Origin of the sequence: Microbulbifer thermotolerans (assembly GCF_001617625.1) — a bacterium.
Lineage (GTDB): Bacteria > Pseudomonadota > Gammaproteobacteria > Pseudomonadales > Cellvibrionaceae > Microbulbifer > Microbulbifer thermotolerans.
Genome location: NZ_CP014864.1, coordinates 1,708,962 through 1,729,335, shown reverse-complemented (window position 1 = coordinate 1,729,335; position 20,374 = coordinate 1,708,962). Strand labels below are relative to the sequence as shown.

Sequence of the window (20,374 nt, the reverse complement as noted above, 5' to 3'; positions counted from 1 at the left end):
TAATACACAATGGCAAGATGGAGACCACCGCGCCCGCGCGGCTCCCGCTATATCACACCAGAAGGCGCGCGGCGTATGCGCGCTGAACTGAAACAACTGTGGGAAGTGGAGCGACCCCGCGTTACCCACGCTGTCAGCGAGGCCGCCAAGCTGGGGGATCGCTCCGAAAATGCGGACTATATCTACGGCAAGAAACGCCTGCGCGAAATCGACAGCCGGGTGCGTTTCCTCACCAAGCGGTTGGAGGAAGTCACTGTGGTGGACCGCATCCCGGAAGATACGGAAAAGGTCTTCTTCGGCGCCTGGGTAACTCTCGAAGACGACGAGGGCAATAGTAAAACCTACCGCATCGTCGGCCCTGACGAATTCAACGTAAAGGCTGGGTTGATCTCCATGGACTCCCCCGTGGCCCGCGCCCTGCTGGGCCGACGTCTCGATGACGAGGTGGAGCTCAAGAACAGTGACCGTTGGACTCGCTACTACATTGTAGATATCCGCTACGAGCAGCCCGACAAGACATAGATACTCCGCAGGCTGCCCGCCACTGAACCCCGATGGTTCTGTTCTTACCGGCCTATCCAGCGGCTACGAAAAAAAAATCATTTCGCGCCCTTGAAAAATTCGATTTCACACCCACATCTCGCCCCTGTACGCGCCCCGAGGAGGCGCGCACATCTTTTTACCATTTGATTTTTTATGATCTTTACGGAGGTTGTATGGAAAAATCATCTGGTCACCCAAACCACTTCATGACGTTTTCCTTTGGCGGGGATTCCACTCCCGCAACGAATCCGCCCTAGTTGATCTCCGGAGCCGACCTTTTTTCGACGGCCTCCACTTTCTGTAGTCCCTTCATTTGCCAACGGCGCACTGTCCCGATGGCCGCTGCTCCTTTGTGTTCAGCCGGGCCGTGTCCGCTCCGTGGCGAAAACAGGGAATCCAGTCTTGTTGACCAACACACTGAACAATACAGAGGTGAAGCATGAAAAGAATCAAGGTTGCCATTGCCGGCATTGGGAACTGCGCCAGCTCTCTGATTCAGGGTATCCACTACTACCGCAACCGGGATCCACAAGAGGCGGCCGGACTCATGCACCCGGTGATCGGTGGCTACGGTGTCAGTGACATCGACATTGTCGCCGCCTGGGATATTGACGCCCGCAAGGTCGGGCAGGATGTTGCTACGGCCATCTTTGCCCCGCCCAACTGCACCCAGGTGTTCTGCAAGGACATTCCGCCCACTGGCGTCAAGGTGCGCATGGGCCGAATCCTCGACGGTTATTCCGACCACATGGCCCAGCATCCCCAGGAGCACACCTTCGTACTGGCGGACCAGCCGGAGCCGGACAAGGATACGGTGGTCTCTCTGCTCAAGGAGAGCGGCGCCGAGGTGTTCATGAACTACCTGCCGGTGGGATCCGAGGAGGCCAGCCGCTTCTACGCCGAGTGTGCCCTGGAAGCGGGGGTCGCCTTCGTCAACAACATCCCCGTATTCATCGCTTCCGACCCGCAATGGGCCAAACGCTTCGCAGAGAAAAAGGTGCCCATCATCGGTGATGACATCAAGGCGCAGCTGGGAGCGACCATCACCCACCGCACCCTGACCGACTTGTTCAGGAAGCGGGGGGTCAAACTGGAGCGCACCTACCAGCTCAATACCGGTGGTAATACGGACTTCCTCAACATGAAGAATCAGGACCGCCTCGCCTCCAAGAAGGAGTCCAAAACCGAAGCAGTACAATCCGTTGCCGCCAAGCGGCTGGACGAAGCCAATATCCATGTGGGTCCCAGCGATTACATCCCCTGGCAGAAGGATAACAAGGTCTGCTTCCTGCGCATGGAAGGCAAGCTCTTTGGGGATGTACCCATGAACCTGGAGATGCGCTTGTCCGTTGAAGACTCCCCCAACTCCGCCGGGGTGGCCATCGACTCCATCCGCCTTGCCCGACTGGCGCTGGACCGGGGTATCGGCGGAGTTCTAGAGGGGCCCAGTGCCTACCTGTGCAAGCATCCGATGAAGCAGTACCCGGATGACGAAGCCTATCGCATGACAGAAGCCTTTATTCAGGACAACAGGGTGGACCTCGATGAAGTGCGTCATACTGGCCGCTGGACAAGGCCGGCGGCTGAAGCGGTCTGACAGCAAACCCCTCACATCCCTGTTGGGTCTTCCCCTGATCGAGAGGACCATGCGCACCGCCATGGAGGGCGGTGTCACGGGATTTGTCGTGGTGACCGGCTACCAGGCCGAGCGGGTCAGCACCTTTGTCAGGGCTCTGGGAGAACGGCTACAGGTCGAGGTCACCACGGTAAACAACCCGGATTGGGAACACCGGGAGAACGGCTATTCGTTACTCTGCGCCCGCCCGTATCTGCAGCAGGCCCCCTTTCTGCTGACTATGGCCGACCACCTCTTTGAGGCGGATACGGTGCGCCGGTTGCTGGGCGCCTCCCTGCCGGAGGGCGGCATCCTGCTGGCCTGCGACCACCACCGGTGCAATCCGCTGGTGGATCTGGAGGATGTCACCCGAGTACGGGTCGATACCCACAGCGGAGCCATCCAGGCAATCGGCAAGGGATTGGCGGACTACAACGCCTTTGACACCGGCCTGTTTCTCTGTGCACCCGGTTTTCTCGACCGGCTCCAGGAGGCCATCGACGCCGGTGACAGCACCCTTAGCGGTGCCGTGCGCAGACTGGCTGACCAGGGACAGGCGCGAACACTGGATGTGAGCGGTGCCTTCTGGATCGATGTAGATGATGACGCCGCTTTCCGCCGGGCGGAAGAGGCCCTGCTGGGGCTGGCTCGGGGCAAGGAGCGGGACGGCCCCGTCTCCCGCTATCTGAACCGCCCCCTCTCGGCGCGGCTGTCTAAACGCTTGGCCTACACCGGGCTGACGCCCAATCAGATCAGTCTGTTCTCCTTTGGGCTCTCGCTGCTCGGTGCAGCGCTGATGCTGATCCCCCACTACTGGGGGCTATTACTGGGCGGCATTCTGGCCCAGGGGGCGTCCATTGTGGATGGCTGCGATGGGGAAATCGCCCGGCTCAAACACCAGCAGAGCGACTACGGCGGCTGGTTGGATGCGGTACTGGATCGCTACTCCGACGCCCTGCTGCTCACCGCGCTCGCCCTGCACTGCTGGCAGATCGGTACTCCGGCTGCCATCCCCATCGGCTTTCTCGCGGTCACCGGGGCTCTGGTGCTCAGCTATACGGCGGACAAGTACGACGGCCTCATGCGTGACAAGGGCGGCAGTCGCTTCCGCCTGGGGCGGGATCTGCGCCTGCTGGTGATCGCCCTGGGGGCCCTCTTCAACCTGCCCCTCACCACCCTGGTGGTGATCGCCACAACCATGAACGGGGAAGCGATCCGCCGCATGGTGGTCTGCCGTGGATAGGGTTCTGCAACAGGCCATGGCGGCCATTCGCCGCTATATCGCCGGCTCCTCCACCGAGGAGGATCCGGCCCATGCGGACAACACTCTGGAGTGGTTGCTGCGGCTCAGGGCGGACGCGGATCCAGCCCTGCAGCTGGCGGCTCTAGGGCACGATATCGACCGAGCCTCCCCCGACAAGGTCCGCCGCCAGGACTTTGCCGATTACGATGCCTTCAAAGCGGCCCACGCCCACCATGGGGCACAGCTACTGGAACGGCTGCTGGAGGAACAGGGGGTGGAGCGGGCAATCATCGAGCGCTCCTGCCAACTGGTACGCCTGCATGAGGTGGGCGGTAACGAAGATGCGGACCTGCTCCGGGACGCGGACAGCCTCTCCTATTTTGATACCAACCTGCCGCTTTATCTGCGCCGGGAGGGGGAAGCGGAGGCCCTGCGCCGCAGTCTCTGGGGCTTGCGGCGGCTCTCCCCTCGCGGGCTGGCGCTGCTGCGACAGCATCCGGTGACAGACCCGGCAGCGGCGGCTGTCCTGACCCGCGCCCTGGCACTGTTCGACCGGCTCGACAGCGGCTGACCGGGAGCCAGCCTTCGCTATGGCCAGAAGTCCAAAACTATCGCCCACTGCTCTGCAAACCTCGGCCTGGCTCTACGCTGCCTCCGATAAACACAAGGCTTACCCACCACCCAGTGTGCAGTCTCAAAAGGCGATAGCCACTCGGGGTTAAAATCCGCTGTCCGGTGGAAAGTCAGGCGCCAGCTGCGCAAAAATCCAGTCCGGATTCTGAACCGATGATCTACATTGATAGCGGCCTGTGATCGGACCATCAGTCGCACAATGACATCCGACCGGGTGCTGTAATTCCCCCCAAGGTTCATCGTTTCCCACCACTGGTTGGCGTTAGCCGCAATGCCTCGGGACCGGTGGCGCAATCGATGTGTGGTTCAAATACTCCCTGAACAAAAATGCCGGGTGGCAAAGGAGATTCATATGGGAAGTTCAAATTGGTTTGAGAGCGCAATCGCCAAGGCGGATGCGCAATGGGAACTATCCAAGTCCCACATTATTGGCAATACCTACAGCGATGTTCGCGACGACGAGGGCCATCAATATGTCGACCTGGTTCTGGAAGGCGGTGGTATGCTGGGCATCGCGCTGGTCGGCTATACCTACGTCCTGGAAAAAGCCGGCATCCGCTTTCGCAAAATAGCGGGAAGTTCGGCCGGCGCCATCAACGCTCTGCTCCTCGCCGCAGCCGGTAAGCCCAATGAAATCAAGAGCGAGCGACTGTTGACGATTTTGTCCAATACTGACTTCTCCAGTTTCGAAGACGGCAGGGATTTCAGTAAGAAAACGGTCCAGCGACTGCTCTCCGGCAAGGGTTTCTTCGGCGCCCTCGCCTTGCATCCGATCGATGCCTTCCGCACCCTGCAATACCTACTCAAGCACAAGGGATTAAATCCCGGCGACAACTTTAAGCAGTGGCTGCAGGATCAGCTCAAGCAGTTGGGCATAGAGTCCACCGCGCAACTCAACACGCGAATTAATCAGTTTCCGGCCCTGAAATACCGTGGCAAGAAGGACACCCAGGTGGGCAATGGCGCCGTTGCCCTGGTCGCCGCGGATATCCGTACGGAAACCCGGGCCATATTCCCAGAGATCGCTCAGCTTTACTTTTCCAATCCCGATGCGGTCAACCCCGCGGAGTATGTGCGCGCGTCCATGTCGGTACCCGGTTTCTTCGAACCGCATCGAGTGCGCAATATTCCCCATATCGAACTCCACAGCGAAGTGGCGGAGAACTGGAAAAAGTTCAAGGGGATCAGGAACCCGAAAACCTTCTTTAAAAAGGGTTTCCCCCAAAGCGTGGAGTTTGTCGATGGCGGCTTGGTCTCCAACTTTCCCTTTGATATTTTCCATATCAAATCCGGCGTACCCAAGCTGCCCACCTTCGGCGTCAAACTGGAACTGGATCTGTACCAGCCGACTAGCAACAAAATCGGCCGTTTCACCATGGGGCTGATCAACACTTGCCGGAACATGCTCGACAACCACTTCCGCGCCAGTGTGAACGCGGAGTACAACCAGCTGGTTAAAGAAATCGCAATCACCAGACTGGCGAACGGTGAGCGCCCGCACTGGCTGGATTTCTCCATGCCACAATCACACTTGGAGCACCTGTTCGTGTGCGGCGCCCGCGCAGCCATCGACTTTCTGCGCAAGGACCCGGCCGACCCCAACCAGGGTTTCAGCTGGGATAAGTACCTGCAAATCCGCATGACAGAGGCACCCCTGCCCACAGTGGTCGAACCCGAAGTGGAGAAGCAGGAGCAGTAATCCGCTTTCTCTGGCAGCGCCGCGCCCCGCGCGCGGTGCTGTTGTGCCCGGAATATTGCCCCGCACCTCACAGCAACCCGACACTTACCTCGAAAAGCAGTCTCCTGTCGCGCATTCGCACACTTCAATCAGAGGTTCTCTAAAATCATGCAATGGCATCTTTGAGAGGCCACCGGAGTAGCGATGCAGCAACCCCCACCTCCAGCCAGCACCAAAGACGCAATACCTGAATCGCTAAAAGCATTTATCGACTCGGAAAGTGTCATCGCCTTTGCCATTGCGCTGGGACTGGGCCTGTTAATAGGACTGCAGCAGGAAAGGACGAAAGACCGCCTTGGCGGGATTCGCACCTACCCGCTGATCGGTATTTTCGGCGCCCTCGCCGCTAGAATCGGCGCACTGAACGACATTCCCTGGCTGGTACCCACCGGACTGCTGTGCATGACGACACTGATCGTACTCGGCAATCTGGAGCGGATTCGCGGCGAGCAGGAAAGCAGTGGTATCACCACAGAAGTGTCCGCCCTGCTGATGTACCTGCTGGGCGCTTTTCTGATTCTCGGCGATTTGTCGGTGGCTGTTGTCCTCGGCGGCACCACCGCCGTGCTGTTGCACTTGAAGCCCAGCATGCACCGGTTCGCCCACAAGCTACCGGAACAGGACCTGCATGCCATCATGCAGTTTGCGCTGATCTCAATGATCATTCTGCCGGTACTGCCCAACCGTACCTTCGGTCCCTATGACGTGCTCAACCCTTTTAAAATCTGGCTTTTAGTGGTCTTGATTGTCGGCATTGGTCTTGGGGGTTACGGCGCCTACAAGCTCGTGGGCGCACGCGCCGGCACTCTGCTGAGCGGCTTGATCGGTGGCCTGATCTCCTCTACTGCCACCACAGTCAGCTACGCGCGCCGCGCAAAGACCGAAAAGGGGGTGGTGAACATGGTGGCACTGGTGATACTGATCGCCTCTACCAGCATGTTTATCCGCATGTTTGTCGAAATTGCCGTGGTAAGCCCACACATGATGTCCAGGCTGCTGCCACCGCTGGTATTTTTACTGGCGGTCAATGTCACCACCTGCTCGGTGGCTTACCGCTTCGCGGAACACCGCAATAGTGAAATGCCAGAACAGAGCAACCCCGCGGAATTGGTGCCGGCGCTGCTGTTCGCCGCACTCTTTGCCGTCATTCTGCTGGCCATCGCAGCCGCCCGCGATTATTTCGGCGACCGGGGGATTTACGTAGTCGCCCTGATCTCTGGTTTTACCGATGTGGACGCCATTACGCTTTCCAGTGCCAATCTCGCCGAGCGCGGCACGCTTTCCCCTTCCACCGCATGGCGTGCCATGGTTATCGCCCTGCTGGCCAATCTGGCATTAAAAGCCGCAGCAGCGGGTGTGCTTGGTGGCCAGTTACTGTTCCGCCGACTGCTACTGCTTTTTGCCGCGCCATTTGTTTCCGGACTGGCAGTGATTCTGCTCTGGCCCTGAGCGCGCCGACGCAACGGCAGCGCTCACGCCAATGATCAGAAGGCTTTAGAAGGAGCGGCGGCGGTAGTGCCGATAACAGGGGGTCCAGAAATTGCGTTCGATAGCGCGCAAAAGTCGCTCATCGTCCACCACTGGAGCCACACCATCTTCCTGGGCCTGCTTAGCCACCGCAAAGGCGATGCTGCGGCTCAAGTCGCGGATTTCCGAAAGTGGCGGCAACAGTGCCCCCTCCCCTTTTTTCACTACTGGCGATTGCTCCGCCAACGCATTGGAAGCCGCCATCAGCATATTATCGGTCACCCGGCGGGCACCGGCGGCGATCACGCCGAGACCGATCCCAGGGAAGATATAGACGTTGTTGCACTGTGCAACCACATGGCACTGCCCGTCCAGTTCCACAGGCTCAAAAGGACTTCCGGTGGCCACCATTGCCCGGCCCTGAGTCCAGTTGAAGATATCCTGAGGCCTGGCTTCGGCACGGGAAGTGGGGTTTGAGAGGGGCAGCACCAGGGGCCGCGCGCAGCCCTCGTGCAAGCGCTCGATCACCTCGCGGGTAAACAGTCCACCCTGCCCCGACACGCCGATGAGAACGGTGGGCTTTACCTGCGCAATCAGATCGGTCAGCTCCCACTCAGTCGAGCCTTCCAGTTTGGCGGGGTCCTGGGCCAGCCGGGCCTGAAAATCATGCAGCCCCTTCATGTCTTTGGTAACCAGACCGTAACGGTCAAACATATAGATGTGGCTTCTGGCCTGCTCTTCACTCAGCCCCTCATCCACCATGGCGGTAACTATCTGCTCAGCGATACCACAGCCGGCGGACCCGGCTCCCACCACCACAACGCGCTGCTCGGCAAGACTTTCCTTTTTCGCTTTACAGGCCGCGAGTATGGTTCCCAGACTCACGGCGGCGGTGCCCTGAATATCATCGTTGAAGCAGCACAGCTCATCTCGGTAGCGCTGTAACAACGGCATCGCATTGGCCTGGGCGAAATCCTCGAACTGCACCAATACCCGCGGCCAACGGCGCTTGACCGCGGCGATAAACTCGCCCACAAACTCGTCGTACTCCTCCTGAGAGATGCGCTCGTGCCGCCACCCCATATACATGGGATCGTCCAACAGCGCGCGATTATTGGTGCCCACATCCAGCATCACCGGCAATGTATAGGCCGGGCTGATGCCACCACAGGCGGTGTACAGGGACAGCTTGCCAATGGGGATACCCATGCCGCCGATCCCCTGGTCTCCCAGACCGAGAATGCGCTCGCCATCAGTCACCACGATCACTTTGACATTCTCCTTGGTCGCGCTGCGGAGTATGTCGTCCATATGTTCACGATCGGGGTAGGAAACGAAAAGCCCACGGTGATTGCGATAAATATTGGAAAATTCCTCACAAGCGGCACCCACCGTCGGCGTATAAATAATCGGCAGCATCTCTTCGATATGCTGCTCGATCAAATGGAAAAACAGTGTCTCGTTATCATCCTGGATAGCGCGCAGATAAACATGGCGATCCAGATCCGTCTTGCACTGCTGGTATTGACGGTAGGCCCGGCGGGCCTGCTCCTCGATAGATTCCACATTATTCGGCAGCAGGCCGATGAGGTTGAATTCAATCCGCTCCTTCAACGTAAAGGCACTGCCCTTGTTGAGTAGCGGCATTTCCAACAGAGAAGGTCCGGCGTGCGGGATATAGAGGGGGCGTTTATCTTTGGTGCTCATAAACCTGCTTACATCTTGTGCATTTGGGCTGCCACTGCAGCAAAGCGGGAAGACTAGCGACTGCTCCCGGGGATCACAAGACCCAAACAGAGTTCATCTAAGAAACCTCCGATTAAGTCACTTTCTGGTGGCAGAGGCGCTTCGGGGGCGGATGTGAAGCTCAGGTGATAGGACGGGCATTTCGAAACCGTCGGATACAGGGATGTATCCGTCGGAGCTACAGGGAAGTACTCGTACGTTTTCGAAATGTCCGTCCTATTGCCTGAGCGCCCCGGAAGCTACCATAGTGTCCACGCGAATTAATCAGAGGTTCCCTAACAGGTCCGTAGAAGGCAACAAACGATTCTATTGTGCCGCGACTGTTCTATGGACTTTTCCTCTGCCCGTGACCCATAGCGCACTTTTGAGTCATATCTCCAATTTATCCAACAACAGATCCTTAATGACCGCAGTTTGGCGGGCTGAATCACGATGATATACCCACGACCGCAGAATACTGTGCCCCGGCACCCGCTGAAAGGTAAGAAGACGCGCCCCTTTTTAATAGCACAAACAGAATGACCTATTGTTTAAGAAACTTCTGCTGAATTCGCTTTCTGGCTGTAGTGACATATTGGGTCCCTATGAAAGCCTCCGGTGATGGGTGGAAAAGCACAAAATGTGCCCGCAAGCGCCTATCCCAATAGCGAATGGTTTCGCAAGGCCCAAAACCACATTGCCGAGGCGGGATCGCGCAATGTTGCGGATGCGAATGCGGTGTACTTATCTGAAAAGCACAGAGCGCTTCTTGACCCAACAGTGGTGAACAACCCATGAGAGCTTACCGCCACTCAGTTTTACTCAGCCTTTTAATGGCATCCACAACACTCATATTAAGCAATACGCTTCTTGCAGCAGCAGATCCCCTCCCCTCATGGAACGAAGGCCCGACAAAACAGGCCATCACCGCCTTCGTGAACCGGACAACCAACCAATCCAGCCCAGACTTTATCCCGCAGGAGCATCGCATTGCCACTTTTGATAATGACGGCACTCTCTGGCCATCCCATCCCATGTATACCCAGCTCGCGTTTGCCATAGAGCGTATAAAGGCAATGGCGCCGCAACACCCGGAATGGAAGACAAAACAACCTTTCAAAGCGGTCCTGGAAAATGATATGGACACTCTGGCGAGTTCGGGCGAGGAAGGTGTCGCACAACTCGTAATGGCCTCCCACGCGGGAATGAGCACTGCCGAATTCGAAGCCATTGTCACAGAATGGTTTAAAACCGCGCAGCATCCCCACTTCAAAAAGCGCTACACTCAACTGGCCTACCAACCGATGATCGAGCTGCTCAAATATCTGCGTCACAATGGTTTCAAAACGTATATCGTTTCCGGGGGTGGCATTGAATTCATGAGACCAATGACACAAGCAGTTTACGGTATCCCCCCAGAACAGGTCATCGGCTCAAGCATAGAGATCAAGTACGAATTGCAGCAGGGAAAGCCGGTTCTGATGCGGCAGGCTAAAATCGATTTTATCAGCGACAAAGCCGGGAAACCCGTTGCCATTAACCGTTTTATCGGCAAGCGCCCTGTCGTCGCCATAGGCAATTCCGACGGTGACCGCCAGATGTTGGAGTGGACCGATGCAGGAAGTAAATCAAGTCTGAAGATGCTGGTGCTCCACGATGACGCCAAACGCGAATACGCCTACGGACCCGCAGAAGGCCTGCCTGACACCAAAGTCGGCGCTTTTTCCGAATCATTGTATAAAACGGCGAAAAAAAGAAACTGGATTGTGATCAGCATGAAAAGAGATTGGAAACGGATATTTTCCTTTGATTCCGCCGAACAGCTTGGCACTCAAAATACGGGCGCTAAAACATTTAGCACCAATGAGTAATAGAGATGATGATGTGGAAAATTTTCGGGCACAACCCCAAATCGCACAGTCTCGAAATATCCAGTTCACCAACCGGACTTCCGGTCCCAGCATATCTCCCGGAACCCCAAATACATGAATTCTCAGCACAGCAAATGCACCGCCAAACCATCACCCCGAGGCAGCCATGAATAGGAAGAGATCGCAAACGGTTCTGTTACTCAGCCTACTGATACTGATCGCTGCGCCTGGAATTCTAACCGCCCAGTCGAAGCCCAATATTGTATTTATCATGGGCGACGATATCGGCATGTGGAATATCAGTGCCTACCACCGAGGCTTGATGGCGGGACGCACACCGAATATCGATCAACTCGCCAACGAAGGTGTTTTGTTCACGGATTACTATGCCGAGGCGAGCTGCACGGCGGGGCGAGCAAACTTTATCACGGGTCAGCTGCCCATTCGCACCGGCATGACTACCGTGGGCCAGGCTGGCGCCAAAATCGGACTGCCCGCCCGCGCGCCGACCCTTGCCACCGCGCTGAAAGAACTAGGATACGCAACGGGCCAGTTTGGCAAAAATCACCTCGGTGACAGAAATGAGTTCCTTCCCACGGTCCACGGTTTCGACGAATTTTTCGGATATCTTTACCACCTGGACGCCATGGAAGACCCTTTTCACCCCAATTATCCGAAAGACCTGTTAAATACCGTTGGACCGCGCAACGTTTTGCACACCTTTGCCACCGATAAGTATGACGACACCGAAGACCCGCGCTGGGGCAAAGTGGGACGGCAAAAAATCATCGATAAGGGCCCCCTTCCGCCGCACCCTATGGAAGGCATAGAGTACAACATGGAAACTTTTGACGAAGTTATCCTGCAATACACCTTTAACTTTATGAACAAGGCCCAGAAGGAGAATAAGCCTTTCTTCGTATGGCTCAATCCCACACGAATGCATGTGATAACACATCTTTCCCCCAAATATAAAGCCTTGCGAACCCCAGAAAATAATTGGAGCCTGCAGGAAGCTGGTATGGCACAGTTCGACGATATCGTCGGCAGTGTGATGAAGCAACTAGAGCAAATGGGTGTCGCCGACAATACCATCATCGTTGTCACCACAGACAACGGCGCAGAAGGCTTTACTTGGCCCGATGGCGGAACCACACCATTCAAAGGCTGGAAAGGTATGGCAACGGAGGGCGGCTTTCGCGTTCCCTGCATCGCCCGCTGGCCGGGCAAAATTAAGCCCAACCAAGTGAACAATGAAATCATGTCCGGGCTTGACTGGTTTCCCACCTTCGTTGCCGCGGCGGGATACGATGGAGATATCATCGAAGATCTCAAAAAGGGAAAAACGCTCAACGGCAAGAAATACAAGGTCCATCTGGACGGATACAATCAAATGGATATGCTCACCAAGGGCAGCAAGTCCGCTCGCAATGAAATCTGGTATTTCACAGAGTCCAGTCTGGCAGCGGTCCGTATAGGGGATTACAAATACACCTTTCTAAACCAACCTCAAGGCTGGTTTGGCCCCAAAGTTCCAATGGACTGGCCGGGTATTGTGAACTTGCGCCTCGACCCGTTTGAAAAGATGGGACTCAATGAATCCCTTTTTGCCGCGAATTGGTGGGCCTACGAATTCTGGCGTTTTGTCTTTGTCCAGCAGCAGGTTGAAAAGCTGGCTAAGACCGCCGTTGAATTCCCCCCCATGCAACCCGGCGCAAGCTTTAATCTCACCAGTGTCAAGCGGCAGATCGAAAAAGCTATTTCCAGTCGAACTGGCCAATAGCGCCGACAGACAGGAAAGCACTGTGACTATGACATCTCTAGGGTACCTTTGATTTATCTGCCTTAAAGCAGGATTTGATTTTGAGTCGCTTATGCGAACAAATCAGAGGTGCCCTAGTGTCACCGATAGAGCGGAAGCTTGAATACAAACATTTACAACATAAATATTTTATTACACCGTATCTACAGCGCTCTATCGCTCAAGGGTAGCCCTACCGCTATACCCGGTCAGCTGTTACCACTGCTATTGACAGCTTTGGTTTTCGTCGGATGCGATCGCAATGCAAATTCTGACCCGGACCAGCAGGTCAGAAAGTCAGCAACCCAAAGCGTGCAGGGTACCTCCGATGCAACATCCCAAAAGCTGCGCTTTGTCGGCTCTTCCAAATGTGCCGGCTGCCACCAGCAGCAATTCCAGCAATGGAATCGATCGCATCACAGGTTATCCATGCAGAAGGCCGACGAGCATAGAGTCCTCGCAAATTTCGATCATTCCGAGTACACACATTACGGACAAGTGTCTACGTTTTATAGGGAAAATGACGCGTATTTTGTGCGCACTCATGGACCAGACGGTGCCCCACGCGATTACCGTATCGCCTACACCTTTGGCGTCCATCCCTTGCAGCAGTATTTAATCGAATTTCCCGACGGAAAACTGCAAGCATTCAGCATTGCCTGGGACAGCCGCGAAAAATCCGAAGGCGGCCAGCGCTGGTTTCACCTCCACCCCGATGAACCCATAGCCTACGGCGACGAACTCCACTGGAGCGGCATCAACTACAACTGGAATTTTATGTGCGCCGATTGCCACTCCACCGGTCTGCAGAAAAACTTTAGCCTGGCAACCCAGAAGTACAACACCGAATGGGCCGAAATCCATGTCGGCTGCGAAGCCTGCCACGGTCCCGGCTCCCGACACCTGAACTGGGCGCAGAATCCCGATTTATCGCTCGGCAACAAAGGCTTATCGGTTTCCTATAGCAAACGCCGACAAGCAGTCTGGGCCATGGATACGGAGAGCGGCATCGCCACCCTCAAAGAACCCGTGGAAACACAGCGAGAAATCGAGACCTGCGCCCAGTGTCACGCACGCCGTGCCGCCAGCTTTCCAGGCGCACAGGCAGGCGATCCATTTTTGGACCATTTCAATCCCGCTCTGCTGCAAGAAGATCTCTATCACGCAGATGGACAAATCAACGGCGAAGTTTTCGTCTACGGCTCCTTTTTGCAGAGCAGGATGTATGCCGCCGGGGTAACTTGCAGCAACTGTCACAACCCCCACAGCCTGCGCCTGAACGCGGAAGGCAACGGTGTCTGCACCCAGTGCCATCTACCGGCAAAATTTGATACGTCAGAACACCATTTCCACCCCGCCGGAAGTACCGGAGCCCAGTGTGTCAACTGCCATATGCCGGCAAAGACCTACATGCAGGTGGATGCACGCCGGGATCACAGTTTTCGGAAACCGCGTCCAGACTTATCCGACAAGCTCGGCACCCCCAATGCCTGCAGCGGATGCCACCGAGATATGCCTGTCGCCTGGGCTGCGGAAGTATTGAAAGAACACTTTGGCTCTCCCAAAGAGCGGCACTTCGGTGAGGCAATTTACGCGGGGCGTCACGGCTTGCCGGGTGCTGAGGATCAGCTGGTGGCGTTAATCCTGGACACCAGCCAGCCGGCCATCGCCCGCGCTACTGCCACCAGTCTGCTGACCCGCTACCTGTCACCGGCCTCTCTGCAACTGCTGCAAACCATTGCCCAGAGTGATGAGCCTCTCTTGAATCTGGGAATCGCACAATCGCTGGAATCGGTATCGCCGCAGTTGCGCCCCTCACTGGCCATTCCACTGCTCTATAGCGACCACCGGGTAATTGCCGCAATGGCGGCCAACAGCCTATCCGGCCTGGTCACGCGCGATTACCCGCCGGCAGTACAAAATCAATTTAACCGGGCCATGAAAGACTATCTGGAGTCAGAAACATTTAATGCCGACCGCCCCGAATCCCTCTCCAATCTCGCTGCACTGCACGCACAACGCGGCAATCGCAAACAGGCAGAGGCTTTCTATCGACGCGCCCTGACTGTCGCCCCCTTCTATACTCCGGCTTATGTCAACCTGGCCGATGTATACCGCACCGAAGGACGGGAGCGGGAAGCGGAGATATTGCTGCGACAGGCACTGGACAAGGTCAGAGCCCGGTCGCCAGTTGAGCATGCATTGGGGCTTTCCCTGGTGCGCCAAAAGCGCCTGTCAGACGCCCTGCCTCACTTGCGCCGGGCCGCCGAAGGGCAGCCCGGTAGCCCGCGTTATATCTATGTCTATGCAATCGCCCTGAATGACAGTGGCAATCCGCAGCAGGCCATTGCTGTGCTGGAACAGGGGTTGAAACGATTCCCCGGAAACCGGGAAATTCTCAGCGGACTGGTGGCCCTGCTGCGCTCCCAGGGAAACTTAAGTCTGGCGGAGCAGTATCAGGAGCAACTCAACTAAGCCCCCTTTTGGACTTTCGGGCGCTCGGACCTCGAAGTATATTTGCCACCATCGAAGGAATCTGTCGGAGATTCGCAGGATAAGTACACCTGAAGCCGTTTTACTCTGGCGTATCCTTGTCGACAATACGGCTTCTCACCACAATTTCGGATGTCAGTGTGCGGTGTACCGGACAGTGATCGGCGATTTCCAACAGTCGCTGCCGCTGTGCTTCGCTCAGCTCCCCGATCAATGTTATCTCTCGCACAATTTCATCAATCTTACCCATTTTCGACTCGCAGTCCTCACAATCATCCGCATATATTTTTCGGTGAGAGAGTGTTACCTGAACTCTTTCCAACGGTATTCCTTTGCGGTCCGCGTACATGCGAATCGTCATCGATGTACAAGCACCAAGCCCCATCAATACATACTCATAGGGCCCCGGTCCTTTGTCATCGCCCCCGTATTTTTTCGGCTCATCCGCCACCAAGTGGTGTGAACCGGAGCATATTTTATTGACGAACTTCCCCTCCAGAGTTTCCTCTACGGTAACTACGGTTTTCGGTGGGCGGGACATAAATGCATTCCTCAATATTGTGGCTGGGAATTCGCTGTTGTCAGGGAAGTCTATTGCAGTCGTGCCCAGCTGCAAAAATTCTGCAATGTGGCCGAATAACCACATATATCAAGGCTTTCCGGCAGCAAGCGAAAGTATCCAGCCTTGGCTTCAAGCGATTAGCGCCCTTGATCAGGACGCAGGCATCAATCGGGGTGAGCACCTAATTACCACAAAGCCCGCAGTGTGTCACGCGGCCTAAAACTGGAACTGCACCGAGGCACCCAAAAAATGTAACGCCGTATTCTTGTAGCTGCCCTCCAGGCGCGGGCTAAACGGTTCCCTGCCAATCTGGTCAATATCAATATCGCCAGACCATACCAAGGTGTAGCCGACATCCAGGTGAATACCGGGGCAAACCTCTTTGCCCGCCCCTACCCCAAAACGCCAGGCTTTCCACGTGGGTGTATCCGCTGTCACCTGGGCCTTAGTGCTCATGGAGCTGTCATAGGCAAACCCTGTGGACATGGACCAACCTTTTAAATAGCCGCTTGCGATAGCGTGGCGAATCCCTAGCGCAAAGTGACCCGTATCCCTGTAACCGCGATTCACTCGAATGGTAATCTGTTCCGGACTATCTATCGCCAAAGTTACACCCGCATATTCGGTCCATCCCTGCCAGGCAAGATTTGAATAAAGTGTTGTCGAAGCAGTCAATTTCTGCTGCAGACTCACTGTTGCGGTGGCGGGTATCGTGATATCGATTTCAGTTTTTGCGCCATTAAACCGCTCGGCAAGTGGCTGAAAAAAAGGGCCGAAGTTATCTAGCGTTAGCCGGTCTGTAAAATCTACTTCGACTTCAGAGGTGTAACTCAATCCCAGTGTTGTTCCCGGAACCGGCCGGTACATAATACCCAGATTACCGCCATAACTGATTTCGACATCGCGGTACTTGAGCTTGGCATCCTCAGGGATCAGCCCTGCCCGGGGAGCAGACAGGTATTTGAAATAGACACCCATGATGTTCAAGCCCGCGCCAACTGACAGACAGGGGTGAACCTTCCAGCTCAGGGAAGGAATCAGGCTCAAGCCGATCAGATCCACCTCCTGTGCAAAGCGTCTCCCAGCCCAGTCTTCATCATAATCCAACCCCAAGCCAAAGTTTCCAGCCAGTGCCACCCCCCAGCCAAACTTGTCCGATAGCCGGCCCGCCGCATAACCGCCGCCACCGGGAAACCATTGGATGGGGTTGCCGCCGTCATTGCCGGGAACATTCGTCAAGCCGCCGTTGGAAAAGCCGATATCGCCGTACAGTGCCTGCCCCGCCGCGCGCACTTCGGTATGCTCGCGCCAGACGGTCCCTGCGGGGTTGGTGAAGGCAGTGGCGGCATCCTCTGGCGTAGCGGCCCAACCGGCACTGGCGGTGCCGAGTGTGGGCGTGCCTATCTCCCACAGCATCAAACCGCCCGCTGCAGCGGGAAGGGAAAACAGCGATAGAATTACGGCAACAGCGGATACATTTGCGCTAAAACAAAAGCCCCCAAAAGACATCTCCTGACCCCTCTATATCCAACTGTGCATATAAGTGCTAAAGAACCACTGATTCAACCGACTTGCGACGGTAAAAATACGTTGAGGCCCAATGAATAGCCCGGATGATAGGCTTGGCATTTTGAAACCGTCGAATACAGGGACGGGAGCTGCAAGGATGTTCTCGTGTGGTTTTGAAATGCTCATCCCTTTGTCTGAGCACCTTAAGATTCTTTACCGTCAAAAAGTGAAGTAGCCAGGGGCACCCCGGCGCCCACCTCTCTTCCAATGGAAAAGCGCAATGCCATCAAGCATAGAAAAGATTTTCAGGGTAAAACGGAGGATGGGCGCTATGCGGATCTTTTAACTGACAATTTTCAAAAGTGAGCACGGCGGAAAGAGACCCGCCGCGCTCTCTGCTATGCCCCGCGAGCATAGGGGAAAGCCCCAAAGGGCGCGCGGTCAGCGCACCCCTTCCAGCAAGTGCCGCGCAATAATCAGCCGCTGTATCTCACTGGTGCCTTCATAGATAGTAGTGATACGCACATCGCGGGACATGCGCTCCAGGGGAAATTCTCGTGTATAACCAACCCCACCGTGCATTTGCAGAGCTACGTAACAGGCCTCATTGGCTTTCTCAGAGGCATAGAGTTTTGCCATGGATGCCCGCGGACCAAAGTCCATGCCGGCATCCTTCTGCCACGCCGCCTGCATCAGCAACAGGCGCGCCGCTTCCATTTCTGTGTACTTGTCTGCCAGCTGCCACTGCAGTCCCTGGAACTGCGCTAGCTTCTTGCCAAATTGCTCGCGCTCCTGGATATAGTTGCGGGCGCAATCCAGCGCTTCCAGCCCTATGCCCAGTGCCAGCGAGCCTATGCCTATCCGCCCCCCAGCCAGCTCTCCCGCCGCGATACGAAAGCCGCGGTTTTCCTCCCCGAGCAGGTTTGCGGCCGGAATGCGGCATTCCTCAAACACCACCTCGTTGGTGACGGATGCCTTCTGCCCCATTTTTTCTTCCGCCTTGCCGATCACCAGTCCCGGCGTGCCCGCCTCCACCAGAAAGCAGGAGATCCCCTTGCCTTTGGGCGCTTCAGGGTCGGTCACGGCCCAAACCACAAACACACCGGCATACTCGGCACTACTGATAAACAACTTGCTGCCATTCAGCACATAGTGATCACCGTCTCTGACCGCCCGGGTACGCATGGCGGCGGCATCGGAACCGGAACCCGACTCTGTCAAACAAAAAGAGCCTGCAGCGTATTCGCCGCTGCAGATTTTCGGCAGGTATTTGCTTTTCTGTGCTTCATTACCCTGTGCCTGGATGACTTCCGCCACCATATTGGTAACGGAAGTAGTAGTGGCGGTAGAAGCGCATCCCCGGGCCAATTCGGTAATAGCGAGACTGAAAGCGACGGTGCCGGCACCAGTACCACCGTATTCCGGGTCGATGTTGATCCCCATAAAACCGAGCTCCGCCAGTTGCTTGAGCTTTTCCAGCAGGAGCTGGCGATTGCCAGTCTTGTCCAACTCGGCGGCGACGGGCTTTAGTTCGCTTTCAGCAAACTGGCGCGCCGCCTCCTGGATCATCAGCTGTTCATCGGTAAGTGCGAAATCCATACAGTACCTACTTATTCTTAGTTGCCTACTGATTTCAGAAATGTAGTTTGTCGATCAGCCGGCGCAACATGCCCTGCTGAATTGCTACGCCGAGCATAATCAAAAACAGACCGACAATGGTTGCCATATGAATCCGTTCCCCGACCAAAAGCGCAATGAATAGCAACGAAAGCGGCGGCGACAGATAAATCAAGTTACTGATGCGCGCCGTATCGGTGCAGAGCGTCATTGCCCCCTGCCACAACAGAAAGGCAATCCCCATTTCAAACAACCCCACATAAAGGGCGCCGAACCAACCCGCCAACGGCGGCCACTGCCAGCTGCCCTGCACTGCCAGGGCGGCCGCCAGCCACGGCAATCCACACAGAAAGCTGAGCAGCAGATTGATCTCCGCACTGCCGCCGATACGGGTATTCAGCAGCCAGTAGCAACACCAGATCAGTGTGCTAAACAGGGCCAGCGCCACTCCCAGGGGCTGATCGAAGTGCATGCCCAGCAGGTCGCCGCGGGAAGTGATAACCAGGACACCGCTATAGCACACCAGCGCGGCCAGCAGATCGCGACGTCGCAGCTGCTGTTTCAACACCGGCACCGAAAGCAGGGCTAACAGAATGCCCCAGGTATAGTTGAGCGGCTGCGCCTGTTGGGCGGGCAATAAGTCGTAGGCATTGAACAGCACCAAGTAATAAAGGAAAGGGTTACAAAACCCCAGAGCGAGGTACCAACGCCGGTTCCGCCGCCAAGCGCCGGGCACCTGACCCCACTTGTGCCGCCAGCTAACCACTGCCGCCATCAAAAAAGTGGACGTCAGTGCGGCAATGGTCACCAACTGTAGAGGCGACACATAGCGCAGAGATAATTTGAAGGCGCTGGCAACAGTGGACCAGCAGAGAACCGCCGCCAGCGCCATCAGGTAGGCGCGGCGGCTGCGGTAGACCGGGGTATCAGTCATGGGCAGTTACTTCAGCTCGGCTAGCCGGTACGCGTTGGAGAGCGTCCGTGTACTGCCAGCGGCAGTGGGCTCAGCGCTTGCTGCCCTTAGCCTTGGGTTCGGGGTCCGGCACCGCAACAGCGGTATCCGTCTTGACCTCTTCGATCACCACATAGGTGTGGGTTTCGCGCACACCGGGAATGGAGGCCAGCTTTTCGCCGAGGAAGCGGCGGTAGCCGAGCATATCCTTAATACGAATTTTCACCAGGTAATCGAATCCCCCGGCGACCATATGGCATTCCTGCACCTCTTCCAGGTTGGACACATGCTCGTTGAAGGCCTCCAGGGCTTCAGTGGCAGTATCGGTCAGCGTCACCTGGATATAGACCACCAAGCCGGCGTGCACCTTCAGCGGGTCCAGCAAGGCCACATAGTCGCGGATAAACCCCTCGCGCTCCAGGCGTTTGACCCGCTCAAGACAGGGGGTGGGACTCAGATTCACCCGGCGCGCCAACTCTACGTTCGGCAGGCGCCCATGGCGCTGGAGGATGCGCAGTATCTGCCGGTCGATACGGTCCAGATCTTCCAACTTTCGAGACATAGCAACATACCCTACTAGCAACAAGCCAATTCGGCGCTATATT

15 protein-coding genes are annotated in these 20,374 nt (G+C 56.3%); 9 read left to right on the top strand and 6 right to left on the bottom strand.

The window, feature by feature from the left end; genetic code table 11:
* Positions 1-9 precede the first annotated feature (9 nt).
* The 6 genes from greB to A3224_RS07275 all read left to right on the top strand — a co-directional run bounded on the left by greB (position 10) and on the right by A3224_RS07275 (position 7,221).
* Entirely contained in the window at positions 10-522 is a 513-nt protein-coding gene (gene greB, locus A3224_RS07300; RefSeq protein WP_067152999.1) for a transcription elongation factor GreB, read from the top strand.
* Between the two features lie 460 nt (positions 523-982).
* The gene (locus A3224_RS07295) at positions 983-2,140 is read left to right on the top strand and encodes an inositol-3-phosphate synthase (protein WP_067152997.1); all 1,158 of its coding nucleotides are present in this window, start codon (positions 983-985) and stop codon (positions 2,138-2,140) included.
* Positions 2,088-3,401: an NTP transferase domain-containing protein gene (locus A3224_RS07290; RefSeq protein ID WP_082817436.1), complete on the top strand. Its 1,314-nt coding sequence runs from the start codon at positions 2,088-2,090 to the stop codon at positions 3,399-3,401. The genes A3224_RS07295 and A3224_RS07290 overlap by 53 nt, the downstream gene beginning before the upstream one ends.
* The gene (locus tag A3224_RS07285; protein ID WP_139223271.1) at positions 3,394-3,972 is read left to right on the top strand and encodes a DUF4202 family protein; all 579 of its coding nucleotides are present in this window, start codon (positions 3,394-3,396) and stop codon (positions 3,970-3,972) included. The genes A3224_RS07290 and A3224_RS07285 overlap by 8 nt, the downstream gene beginning before the upstream one ends.
* A gap of 414 nt (positions 3,973-4,386) precedes the next feature.
* The gene (locus A3224_RS07280; protein ID WP_067152991.1) at positions 4,387-5,733 is read left to right on the top strand and encodes a patatin-like phospholipase family protein; all 1,347 of its coding nucleotides are present in this window, start codon (positions 4,387-4,389) and stop codon (positions 5,731-5,733) included.
* 183 nt (positions 5,734-5,916) lie between these two features.
* Complete coding sequence (locus A3224_RS07275) at positions 5,917-7,221, top strand: MgtC/SapB family protein (RefSeq protein WP_082817434.1); 1,305 nt, start codon at positions 5,917-5,919, stop codon at positions 7,219-7,221.
* A 45-nt stretch (positions 7,222-7,266) separates the two neighbouring features.
* Here A3224_RS07275 and A3224_RS07270 read toward each other — a convergent pair whose 3' ends face one another.
* Positions 7,267-8,946, bottom strand: coding sequence for an NAD-dependent malic enzyme (locus tag A3224_RS07270; protein WP_067152989.1), 1,680 nt, complete (start codon positions 8,944-8,946; stop codon positions 7,267-7,269).
* An 812-nt stretch (positions 8,947-9,758) separates the two neighbouring features.
* Between A3224_RS07270 and A3224_RS07265 the strand changes: the two genes are divergently transcribed.
* From A3224_RS07265 to A3224_RS07255, 3 genes are all read left to right on the top strand, one after another.
* Positions 9,759-10,835, top strand: a complete 1,077-nt coding sequence (locus A3224_RS07265) for an HAD family hydrolase (RefSeq protein ID WP_067152987.1) — start codon at positions 9,759-9,761, stop codon at positions 10,833-10,835.
* A 166-nt stretch (positions 10,836-11,001) separates the two neighbouring features.
* On the top strand, positions 11,002-12,618 hold the full coding sequence (locus A3224_RS07260; RefSeq protein WP_067152985.1) for an arylsulfatase: 1,617 nt from the start codon (positions 11,002-11,004) through the stop codon (positions 12,616-12,618).
* A 552-nt stretch (positions 12,619-13,170) separates the two neighbouring features.
* Positions 13,171-15,111: a tetratricopeptide repeat protein gene (locus A3224_RS07255; RefSeq protein ID WP_231902491.1), complete on the top strand. Its 1,941-nt coding sequence runs from the start codon at positions 13,171-13,173 to the stop codon at positions 15,109-15,111.
* A 100-nt stretch (positions 15,112-15,211) separates the two neighbouring features.
* On the opposite strand, the gene A3224_RS07250 is transcribed toward A3224_RS07255, so the two are convergent.
* The 5 genes from A3224_RS07250 to A3224_RS07230 form a co-directional block, all read right to left on the bottom strand.
* Entirely contained in the window at positions 15,212-15,670 is a 459-nt protein-coding gene (locus A3224_RS07250; RefSeq protein WP_067157641.1) for an OsmC family protein, read from the bottom strand.
* A 237-nt stretch (positions 15,671-15,907) separates the two neighbouring features.
* Positions 15,908-17,107, bottom strand: a complete 1,200-nt coding sequence (locus A3224_RS07245) for an OmpP1/FadL family transporter (protein ID WP_175487804.1) — start codon at positions 17,105-17,107, stop codon at positions 15,908-15,910.
* Positions 17,108-17,641: 534 nt separating this feature from the next.
* Positions 17,642-18,799, bottom strand: a complete 1,158-nt coding sequence (locus A3224_RS07240) for an acyl-CoA dehydrogenase family protein (protein WP_067152979.1) — start codon at positions 18,797-18,799, stop codon at positions 17,642-17,644.
* 34 nt (positions 18,800-18,833) lie between these two features.
* Positions 18,834-19,751 carry a DMT family transporter gene (locus A3224_RS07235; RefSeq protein ID WP_067152977.1) on the bottom strand — a complete coding sequence of 306 codons (918 nt, stop codon included), beginning with the start codon at positions 19,749-19,751 and terminating at the stop codon, positions 18,834-18,836.
* Between the two features lie 70 nt (positions 19,752-19,821).
* A complete protein-coding gene (locus A3224_RS07230; RefSeq protein ID WP_067152975.1) occupies positions 19,822-20,331 on the bottom strand; it encodes an Lrp/AsnC ligand binding domain-containing protein in 510 nt (169 codons plus the stop codon).
* Between the last annotated feature and the right edge of the window lie 43 nt (positions 20,332-20,374).